Origin of the sequence: Frankia sp. BMG5.23 (assembly GCF_000685765.2) — a bacterium.
Classification (GTDB): domain Bacteria; phylum Actinomycetota; class Actinomycetes; order Frankiales; family Frankiaceae; genus Frankia; species Frankia casuarinae.
Genome location: NZ_JDWE01000033.1, coordinates 43,591 through 53,630 on the forward strand (window position 1 = coordinate 43,591; position 10,040 = coordinate 53,630).

The 10,040-nt window shown below is 71.2% G+C and carries 6 protein-coding genes; 1 reads left to right on the forward strand and 5 read right to left on the reverse strand.

The window, feature by feature from the left end:
• Positions 1-9: 9 nt before the first annotated feature.
• The 4 genes from BMG523DRAFT_RS15050 to BMG523DRAFT_RS15060 all read right to left on the reverse strand — a co-directional run bounded on the left by BMG523DRAFT_RS15050 (position 10) and on the right by BMG523DRAFT_RS15060 (position 5,295).
• Positions 10-1,692, reverse strand: a complete 1,683-nt coding sequence (locus BMG523DRAFT_RS15050) for a hypothetical protein (protein ID WP_023841307.1) — start codon at positions 1,690-1,692, stop codon at positions 10-12.
• Positions 1,689-3,407: a glycosyltransferase family 2 protein gene (locus tag BMG523DRAFT_RS15055; RefSeq protein ID WP_235463166.1), complete on the reverse strand. Its 1,719-nt coding sequence runs from the start codon at positions 3,405-3,407 to the stop codon at positions 1,689-1,691. The genes BMG523DRAFT_RS15050 and BMG523DRAFT_RS15055 overlap by 4 nt, the downstream gene beginning before the upstream one ends.
• A gap of 363 nt (positions 3,408-3,770) precedes the next feature.
• Positions 3,771-3,947, reverse strand: coding sequence for a hypothetical protein (locus BMG523DRAFT_RS25360; protein WP_023841309.1), 177 nt, complete (start codon positions 3,945-3,947; stop codon positions 3,771-3,773).
• The gene (locus BMG523DRAFT_RS15060; RefSeq protein WP_043591419.1) at positions 3,934-5,295 is read right to left on the reverse strand and encodes a glycosyltransferase family 2 protein; all 1,362 of its coding nucleotides are present in this window, start codon (positions 5,293-5,295) and stop codon (positions 3,934-3,936) included. The genes BMG523DRAFT_RS25360 and BMG523DRAFT_RS15060 overlap by 14 nt, the downstream gene beginning before the upstream one ends.
• A gap of 551 nt (positions 5,296-5,846) precedes the next feature.
• On the opposite strand from BMG523DRAFT_RS15060, the gene BMG523DRAFT_RS15065 reads away from it, so the two are divergent.
• Positions 5,847-6,536: a hypothetical protein gene (locus BMG523DRAFT_RS15065; protein WP_011435415.1), complete on the forward strand. Its 690-nt coding sequence runs from the start codon at positions 5,847-5,849 to the stop codon at positions 6,534-6,536.
• A gap of 14 nt (positions 6,537-6,550) precedes the next feature.
• Here the strand turns inward: BMG523DRAFT_RS15065 and BMG523DRAFT_RS15070 are convergent, their stop codons facing one another.
• Complete coding sequence (locus BMG523DRAFT_RS15070; protein ID WP_035908252.1) at positions 6,551-9,526, reverse strand: FAD-binding and (Fe-S)-binding domain-containing protein; 2,976 nt, start codon at positions 9,524-9,526, stop codon at positions 6,551-6,553.
• Positions 9,527-10,040: the final 514 nt, after the last annotated feature.

Consider the following 10,040-nt stretch of genomic DNA (forward strand, 5'->3'; position numbering starts at 1 on the left):
GTCACGGGTTCAGCACCGGTCAGGCCGGCCGCGGCAGTCCGGGACGATGACCCGGCGAATCTCGATCTCTCCATCGCCGAACGACTTGAGGACCACCGAGTGCCGGAGCGCCTCGGCGACGAGCGGGACCTCAGCGAGCACCGAGTCGGGGGGCTTGCCCATCATCAGGTAGTCGACATCACGCCAGCCGTGGGGGAACCGGCCGCGCACCTGAGGGTCGAGGTCCAGCTTGTAGAACCACACCGGCAGCGGCCGGCGCCCGGCGATCGTGAGGTCGGTCCAAGCGATGTCGTCGGTGATAACGATGCCCTCCGGGGGAACGTTCGCGAGGAACCATCGGGTCGCCTCCCGGCTCGGGGCACTCGCGTCCTGGGTGAGCGCGGTGCGAATTTTCGGTGTCCAGTCCGGGATCACCGTCGCGGCGGCCACGGACAGGGCCACCAGGACCACGAGGCAGCGCAGGCCATTGACGATCATGGCCGCGGTCGCCCCCACCCCCGCCCCGGGCCCCGACCCCGGCCCGGCATGACGCGGCGGACCGCGTCGCGGCCGTGCTCCACTCGGCAGAACGGCGTCGAGCAACCCTGCCACGCACAACGCGGCGAACGGGAGCATCGCGGTGACGTAGGGGTTGGGCAGGTAGCCGTTGCGGAAGACGAAGGCAAACTGCAGCAGCAGTAGTCCGGCGACGACCCGCAGCCGCCGCAGGGCGAGCAGGGGAACCGCGGCCGCAATACCGGCGAGGACCAGGTAGGGATCGAGATCGAGCCAGGACCGCACGACATGGTAGGTGTCACTGCCGGTGTCGAGCACGCTGCCGCTCGGGGCCCGGTCGAACAGCTGCCATCTGATCGCCCATTCCAGCGAGACGTGGCCGGGCCCCTCGAACAGCTCGTTCTTCGCGGCCGCATACAGGATGTAGATGCCGCACACGCCGATCAGGCAGCCCATGAAGTTGCGCCGCACGAATCGCCAGTTACGAGGATCACGATTCTGCCGGAGCAGTACGTACAACCCCGGGAGGAAGAGCAGGACGGTTTCCTTCGACCAGAACGCGAAGGCCATGAAGATCCCGGCGAACGCCGCCGCCGCGACACTGCGTCGCGGCGACGCCGCGCACACCAGGGCGGCGAGCAGCCACATCACGGCGATGTTGTCGAGGAACGCCATCCGCTGATACCACAGGGCGAGCGGTGAAAGCGAGAAGACGAGCAGGGCCAGGCCGGCGAAGAACCGTCGTAGGCCGAGGAGCCGGCCGAACCGGTACAGCAGCACGCAGCTCACCAGATGCACGCCGAACATGAGCTCGCGGGCCGCGGTGACCGCCGTCGGCGCCCGGTTGAAACCATCAGTGATCTTCGTGTAGATGGCAATCAACAGCCATCCGCCGAACGGATGGTCATACCAGTACGTGTAATGCGCGATCCGGTTCCAGTACTGCATCGAATAAGCCTGGGCGGCATACGTGCCCTCGTCGTCGGTGACGCGGCCCGGCCAGCCGTCGAAATTGTAACCGTGCAGCACCGCCACCACCGTCAGGAGCACGGCGAGCAGGAGCAGGCTGCGGCGGCGGACGCCGACCCAGCCGACCAGTCGGCCGGTGAGCTCCCCGGCCCGGGCTGCGATCCAGGTCACGGCGGTCTGCGGGCCGAGCGGTCGGGGGTACGGGTTCGCGGCGTCGGGTGCGGTCACGACGCCGCCTCCAGCTCGAAGCGGCCGGAGCCGGTGCTGTGGTGGGCCCCGGAGTGGGAGGTCTTCTCCCACTCGACCCGGCCACGCAGCAACCGGGCCGTGGCGCGCACCGCGGCGGCGGAGAGCGCGAGCTGGTACAGCGGGGCGCAGAGCACGAGCCGCACGCTGTCCCAGCGACGCAGATCGAGCCCGTACGCCTCGGCGAACTCGCGGAACGCCGCCTGCTCGGAGAAAACCGTCATGACGGTCGCACCGAACGGAAGCCAGAAGACGATGACCAGACCGGTCGGCGCCGCCAGAAACAACGTGAGGACCAGCGACACCGGCAGCAGGACGCCGGCGAGTGCCTGGAAGAACGGCATCGTGAGCATCTCCACCGCCATGATGCGCTGACGTGCTCCCGGCAGCGCCCGCCAGTCCCCCTTGAAGAGGACCTGCATGAACCCCATCATCCAGCGGGTGCGCTGGATGATGAGTTTCGTGAGGCTTTCCGGGGTCTCCTCCCGGGTCGTCAGATCCGGATGGTAGAAGACCGCGGTCGGGATTCCGGCGGCCGAAGCCCGCACCCCGAGGTCACAGTCCTCGGTGAGGCAGGAGACGTCCCACCCACCGAGCCTTTCCAGCACCGTTCGCCGAATGAACACCGTGTTGCCGCCGAGTGGGATGAAACGCGCGCGCGCCTGGAAACGCAGCCGCGACATGAACCAGATGTAGTATTCGAGGCAGTTGCGGGCCCGCCACCAGGAGGTGCCCGCGTCCAACCAGTGGAGGAACGCCCGTATCGGTGAGTGGTCCGCGGCGCGCCGCCACGCCGTGGCACGCGCGTTCATGAGCTGCACGCCGCCCTGAAAGATGCCGACGTCGGCGTGGCGCAGGGCCAGCGTGTTCACGTAACGCAGGAGTCCCCCGGCGAGCAGGGACTCCGCGTCGACGACGCCGACCAGGTCGCCGGTGCAGTGCCGGCGGGCGTCCTCCAGGGACAGGGGTTTACTACGCCGGCTGCCTTCGGGCGCGACGACCCGCACGTTGGAATGCCGGCCGGCGATCTCCTCGGCGACCCGTCGGGTCTCCTGGTCGACCTCGTCATACGACACCATCACGACCAGTTCCACCAGGTCGCCGGGGTAGTCGCCGGCAAGGATCTGGGTCAGGGTCCGCCCGAGCACCGGCTCGTCGCGGGCGGGGACGATGAGGGAGAAGCGGTTGCGGGGCGCGAGGTTGCCGGTCAGGTCCACGTGATGCACCCGCTCGGGACGCTGCCAGCTGTACTGGCCGCGCACGAGGGTCAGGCTGGCGACCAGCAGCATCAGCAACGAGACGATCGTCCATGCGGCGAGTAGCACGACGTGGTGATGCTCGGCCGCACGCACCCCCAGCGTCACCGCGAGGGGCACGCTGACCAGCGCCCACACCCAGCGCCGCCGGCGGCTGGCGCCGGGGATCGACCCGCGGGTCCGCGCCCGGAGCCGACCGGACAGGACCAGGCCGCCGGTCACCGCCGCCACCGCGCCCAGTACCACGGCGAACGGCTGGCCCAGGCGCGGACCGCCGTACGAGACCAGCCTGATGTCCGGCGAACCGGCGAACATGTAGACGTACCAGCCGCCCGACTCGCACGCGAGCCGGGCGAGCCACGGGATCCGCCGGCCCCGGCCACCCCGGCCGAACATCCGAGGCAGGACGACCGCGAGTGCGCCGGGCAAGAGGTAAGACATGCTCCCGTCCAGACCGACCAACGCGGACAACACGAGGGCCGACGTGGTGTGCAGGGCGGCCCCCCACCCCGCGGCCCACCACCCCGCGGCCGCTACCATCCACAGCCGAGGTGAGCGTCGGGGCACGCGGGGATCTCGGTGCGCATGGGCATGCCGACGCGCGCCGCGGGGGAGCGCCCGCGCACGCGGGACTTCGGAATCAGAATCGGATGTCACCTGTACCTGCCTGAAAGGGGTGGGCACGGAGCACCGCGGGCGGGCGACACCGCGGCGGGTCCGGTCCCCGGCCTGGATGGAAGGTCAGTTCGCCGCGACGAGCTTCGGGAGGTCGGCCACGTACTCGGCGACCGTGGTGTCGGCGAATTAGCTCCTCGCCATTCCCTTGTAGTTCGTCGTCGGCGTGGAATACGCCAAGGTGCCGCCGGCAAGCATGATCCGCCTGTCGGGGAGCTGCGCATGCCCGGAACAGAACAGCCGGATGAGGACCCCACCGGCGCCGAGGTGTACGCCGTCACCGGCGGGTGGGCTACGAAACCGCACCGGACACCCCGTCCTCCGACGGCCTTCCGTAGGACGGCGACACCGCCCGCTCAGACACCGCCCGTCGCCGGTACACCAGCCGATCCACCACCAGGTATCGGACGATCACCGCGGCGGCCAGGGACATCAGGGTCGAGATGCCGACGCCGAGATGCCATCGCCCGACCAGCACCGCGAGCAGTGGCAGCCGAATGACCAGATCGAGATTGTTGATGAGCGCGAACGCCGGATAGCGACGCAGCCGGGAACCCGTCTCCCGATCCCAGACCAGGAGCTCGCAGCCGAGGAAGTTCCAGCCGACGGCGATCTGGGTCGCGACGATCGCCGCGACCAGGTAGTGCAAGCCGACGTGGTGAAGCACGGCGGTGCCAAGCAGGTTCGGCACCGTCCCGGACGCCCCGACCAGGGCGAACCGCGCGGGCTTCGGAACCCGCAACGCGAACAGCCGCCGGGCGAAGCGGGCGCCTTCGGTCAGCGAGGCGTTGGAGGTCCCGGCGTGCCGCTCGGCGAAGGCGTACCCGATCTCGCGGACGCGCAGCCGTCCGGACGCGACGAGCAGCTCCAGCAGGATCTTGTAGCCGTCCGGTCGCAGGCCGGCCCGGTCCACGACGGCGACCCGTACCAGGAAGAAGCCGCTCATCACGTCCGAGACGCCGCGCAGCCGACGGGGGAAGACCCACCGACACAACCGGTTCGACCCCGTCGAGACCAGGTGCCGCATGCTTCCAGCGAGCCCCGATGCGCTGCCGCCGGACACGTACCGGCTGCCGATCACCACATCGGCGGCATGTTCCACGGCGGTGCCGAGCAGCGCCGGGATGGTCTCCGGCGGATGCTGGAGGTCCCCATCGATGATCACCGCATAGGGCGCGGCACAGAGCGCGAAGCCCTCGCTGACCGCGCCCCCCAGCCCGCCGACCCGCTGGGCCGGGGTCCGGTGGTGCACCCGTACCGGTAACCGCACCGAGGGGCGGACGCGCGCGATGACCTCGGGCGTTCCGTCGTCGGAGTCGTCAACGAAGATTACTTCTCCGGACAGGCCGTGCAGCGCCTCGTCGAGGCGCCGCAGCAGCGGTTCGACGTTGCGCGCCTCGTTGCGGGTGGGTATCACGACCGACACCTGTGGCCCGACGTCCAGCCGGGAACCGACCGGTTCCGCGGCCGAACCGCCCGTCCGCTCGGGACGCTCCAGCGGGTGGCGGGGATGCGGCAGAACGGGCAGACGGAGCAGGCCCGTGCGGTCGTCCGGTCTGCCCGCCGGCCCGGTCCGGCTCCCCTGCTCGGTCCTACTCGCTTGATCGGTCCTACTCGCTTGATCGGTCCTGCCCCCCTGATCGGTCGAGGTCATCGGATCCCCCCGGGGCCACAGACCCGCGAAACGCGAGTCAACGCCGAGATAATCCCGATCCGTCGAATTCCGGACAATACAGCGCAACATTCACGCGGCCACATTCCTGTGGTGATCATAACGAATTTCCCCCAGAGGCAGCGGAACAAGAGAAGCCTCGGATCGAGCCATCTACCGGCACCCCATGCCCGATCCGGGCCCTACGGTCATAAGGCCGGGCGAAAAATTACCGCAGGTCGTCAGCCGGCGGGGGCGGGTGACCACCAGGAACACTCCGAGACACGGCCTCCCCGCTAAGCCGGGTGCGCCGTGCCACACCGCACTCCACCGGCATGCTTTCCGACACTTCCGGGCAACCCGGTTGGCCGGTACCGTCCGGCCCTATAATTCAGAAATCACCGATCAACATCCCCGCATAGGGCCACAAGTCCCGGCCCCACGGAGCGGTACATCGCGACAACACGTGGAACCACCCCGGCCGGGTTGACGACAGTCACGACCGCAGAACCCCGCGCCCATAGACTTCCCAGCCATAAACCCCAGGGAGCACGGTGTCAGACCAGCCTCGCAAGAGCAGAGCGGACAGGGGGCACGTTCGCCTCAACCAACGGGATCTCCACGCCCTCGAATGGATCTTCGATATGCGGGCCGCCTTCGAGTCGGACATCTCGGAGATTCTCGGCCCGGAACACCCGATCTCCAAGAACGCGGCCCGCGCCGTCGTGAAGCGCTGGGAGAACGCCGGAGTCGCCTCCGCCGATCCCGTACTCGCCGGCCAGGGCCGGCTCGTACGGCTCACCGCCGAGGGCACCCGGCTGGTCAGTTCGATGGAGCTGGAATCCGACGGGGCGGCGACGAGCGCGGCGGGGGCCGTGCGCCACGCCATGGTCGCCCGCGCCCGGCTGCGGATCGAGAACGCCGGGGTGGGCGGGTCGCGGGTGCTGGCCTGGATCAGCGAGCGACAGTGGCGGCACGAAAACGAGGCCGCCCTGCACACCGGGTCGCACGTTCCCGACGGATTCGTCCGCCTCGATGGCGGGATGACGGGAGTCGTGCAGGTCGGCCATACCCGGGTGGAGGTCGCCCGGCTCCGGCCACTGATCGCGAAGCTCGCCCGTCACCATCCCGTCGTCGTACTCGCCGTTCCCCGGGGAGAGCTGGCCGGCAACCCGGCCGGCCCCGCCGCGGTCACCGACGACGGCGACGGCCTGCCGGCGACGGTCTTCACCGTGGAGATCTGACTTCGCTTCTGACGTCACTGTGGAGATCTGAGCCCGGCGAGACGCTCGGCGAGCAACTCGGCGAGATGCCGCCCGCGCCGGGCGGCGACGTGTTCGGCCTGGGTCCGGCAGGAGAATCCGTCGGCGAGCAGCACGGTGCCCGCGGGAGCCGAGGCGATCGCCGGGCCCAGGGTACGGGCAGCGATCGCCATCGACACGTCGTAGTGCCCGGCCTCCATACCGAAGTTGCCGGCCAGGCCGCAGCAGCCAGCGAGGACGTCGACGTCCGCGCCGGCCGCCGCCAGCAGGCCGCGGTCGGCGGCGAATCCCATGACCGCGTGCTGGTGGCAGTGCGGCTGGGCAAGGACGCGCACCCCGTCGAGACGCGGCGGAGTCCAGCCGATGGTGTCGGCGAGCAGCTCGGCGAGGGTACGCACCGCACCGGCGACCAGCGCGGCTGCGGGGTCGCCCGCGAGCAGCTCGACGAGGTCGCCGCGCAGCACCGCCGTGCAAGACGGTTCCAGGCCGACGATCGGCGTCCCGGCCCGGGCGTACGGCGCGAGGCAGTCGACGGTCGCTCGCAACCGGTGGCGCGCACCGTCGAGCTGGCCGGTGGTGATCCAGGTGAGACCACAGCACGCGGGGCCCGGCGGCACGATCACCCGGTAGCCGGCGTCCGCCAGAACTGCCACGGCGGCCCGGCCGACTTCGGGGGAGAACGCCTCCGTGAACGTGTCGATCCACAGCACCACCTCCCGGCTGTGGGCCTCGCGCCGGTGGATCGCCCGCCCGTCGGCCGCTTGCCCGTCAGCCGGCCGCCCGTCAGCCAAGTACCCGTCGGCCGGGTACCCGTTTCCCAGGTCCGAGCCGCTTCCCAGGTCCGAGCCGCCGTGCTCGCGCCACCAGCGGCTGAATGGTTGCCTGGCGAAGGCCGGCACCTCGCGGCGCGCGTCCATGCCCCCCATCCGCAGCAGCAGCCGTCGCACCGCCGGTCCGGCCAGCACCGCGTTGACCAGGCGTGGCGCCCGCCCGGCGACCCGGGCCCATCGGGGCAACCAGCCGAGCACGTAATGGCTGACCGGCCGGAGTCGATGCCGGTAGGCGCGGAACAGCACCTCGGACTTGTACGTCGCCATGTCCACCCCGGCCGCGCAGTCGCGCGCGCACGCCTTGCACGACAGGCACAGGTCGAGCACCTCGGCCACCTCCGGGGCCCGGGCGCCCCCGGCACCTCCGCGGACCAGCGAGCCGTTCGCCATCTCCTGCAGCACCCTGGCCCGGCCGCGGGTGGAATCCTTCTCGTCGCGCGTCGCGAGGTACGACGGGCACATGAAGCCGCCGGCCGCCGGCGTGTCGGCCCGGCAGGTGCCCAGCCCGACGCAGCGGTGGACGGCCCGCCCGAACTCCCCCGCGTCGGCGGTGAAGGCGAATCCGCCGATAGTGGGCAGCGGGCGAGCCGCCGGCAGGCGCAGGTCGGCGTCGATCGGCCTCGGCCGGACCAGCACACCCGGGTTGAGAAGATCGTCCGGGTCGAACAGGGCCTTGAAACCGGCGAAGACGCCGAGCGCGGCCGGCGAGTACATCCTGGCCAGCAGCTCACCGCGGGCCCGGCCGTCCCCGTGCTCACCGGATATCGAGCCGCCGTAGGAGGCGACCAGGTCGGCGGCCTCGGTCAGGAACGGGCGCAGGCGCCCCGGGGCCTCCGCCAACGGTAGATCAATCCGGATGTGCACGCAGCCGTCCCCGAAGTGTCCGTACGGCACCCCGTCGATCCGGTGCGCGCGCAGCAGGTCTTCGAAGTCACGCAGGTAGGCTCCCAGGCGCTGCGGCGGCACGGCCGCGTCCTCCCAGCCGGGCCAGGCTGGTTCCCCCGCCGCGCTCCGCCCGGCGAGACCCGCGCCGTCCTCGCGGATCCGCCAGAGGGCGCGGGTCTGCGGGCCGGTGGGCAGCACCCGGGTGGCCCTCGTGCCCGCGGCGGTCGCCAACGCCCAGCCGGCCGCGAGCGCCTCCGCCGGGCTCGCCCCACCGACCTCGACGAACAGCCAGCCGGTGCCGGCGGGAAGCTCCGGTACGGCCCGCGGTCCCCGGTGCCGGCGCACGATGTCGACCAGGCGCGCGTCCATGCCCTCCACCGCCAGCGGAGCGTGCGGGAACAGCAGCGGCACGGCGTCCGCGGCGGCCGGCATGTCCGGATAGCCCAGCACGACCATCGCGGTCGCGGCCGGCCGGGGGACGAGGCGGACGGTCGCCCCGAGCACGACCACACAGGTGCCCTCGGAGCCCACCAGGGCCTTCGCCAGGTCGCCGCCGCGTTCGGGCAGCAGGTGCTCCAGCGAGTAGCCGGAGACCTGGCGGGGGAACCTGCCGAGTTCGGTGCGCAGGACCGCCAGGTTGGCCCGGACGAGGTCGTCGAGCCCGGGGACTGCCGGATACCCGGGGACTGCCGGATACCCAGAGCCACCCGATCGCCCGGAGCCACCCGGGCCGACCCGTAGTCGACGTCCCGTGCCGTCGAGCACGTCGAGATCGACGATGTTGTCGGCGGTCCGGCCGTAGGCGATCGCCCGTGCGCCGCAGGCGTTGTTGCCGATCATGCCGCCGATGGTGCAGCGGGCATGGGTGGAGGGATCCGGACCGAATCGCAGCCCGTGCCGGCCGGCCGCCTCCTGGAGGCTGTCCAGGATGACCCCGGGCTGCACGCTCGCGGTGCGGGCGGCCGGGTCCAGGGAGATGATGCGGTGCAGGTGGCGGCTGAGATCCATCACCACCCCGGGGCCCACGGCGTTGCCCGCGATGGAGGTGCCCGCGCCCCGGGTGGTCAGCGGGGTCGCGGTGGACCGGCAAACTGCCGCGATCGCCAGGATGTCCCCGACCTCCCGGGGGAACACCACAACCGCGGGCGGCACCCGGTAGTTCGAGGCGTCGGAGGAGTACTCGGCCCGGCGCCGGGCCGAGGCGTCGACCATGGGCCGGACCACTCGATCATGATCTACACCGGTGCCGGCGACCATCGATCCGGCCGTGGTCGGTCGCTCCCCGAGCGCCGCCCGCAGCATCTGGACCAGCTCCGCCCGGTCCCCGGCCCCTGTTCCGGCCCCGGCCCGATCCCCGGGACGCCGAAACTGTCGGCGAAACCGTTGGACCCGCACGCGACGCTGCTCCCGCTGCACCCCACCATCCTCGCCACGGGCCGGGCCGGCCGCACCGGATCGACCTGCCACTGTGGATCTTCAATGAGATCGCCCTCCCGGAACCCGGGCACGGCACGGTCGGTGGCCTCCTTCGGCCGCTCACTGAGCGTAAGAGTTCGGTGATGGCGTGGGTGGGCGGGCCGAAGGCCCGGCCGGTGTTGCCGGTCGGGTGGTTTTCGGCTTGTGGGTGGGGTTAGGGCTCGGGCCCGTCGGGTGGGCCGTCCTGGGGTGGGTCGGTGCTGGGAGGGCTGCCGGTCTGGGTGGTGGTCTGCCAGGTGAGGAAGGGTTCGAGGGCGGGGCCGGCGGGTGCTTTCCCGCCGGCTGTGGCGCAGGC

What these genes read in the sequence shown, in the direction of transcription:
- BMG523DRAFT_RS15055 (WP_235463166.1), bottom strand. Translation starts at nt 3,407, where the DNA reads ATGTCTTACCTCTTGCCCGGCGCACTCGCGGTCGTCCTGCCTCGGATG.
- BMG523DRAFT_RS15060 (WP_043591419.1), bottom strand. Translation starts at nt 5,295, where the DNA reads ATGACCTCGACCGATCAGGGGGGCAGGACCGATCAAGCGAGTAGGACC.
- BMG523DRAFT_RS15070 (WP_035908252.1), bottom strand. Translation starts at nt 9,526, where the DNA reads ATGGTCGCCGGCACCGGTGTAGATCATGATCGAGTGGTCCGGCCCATG.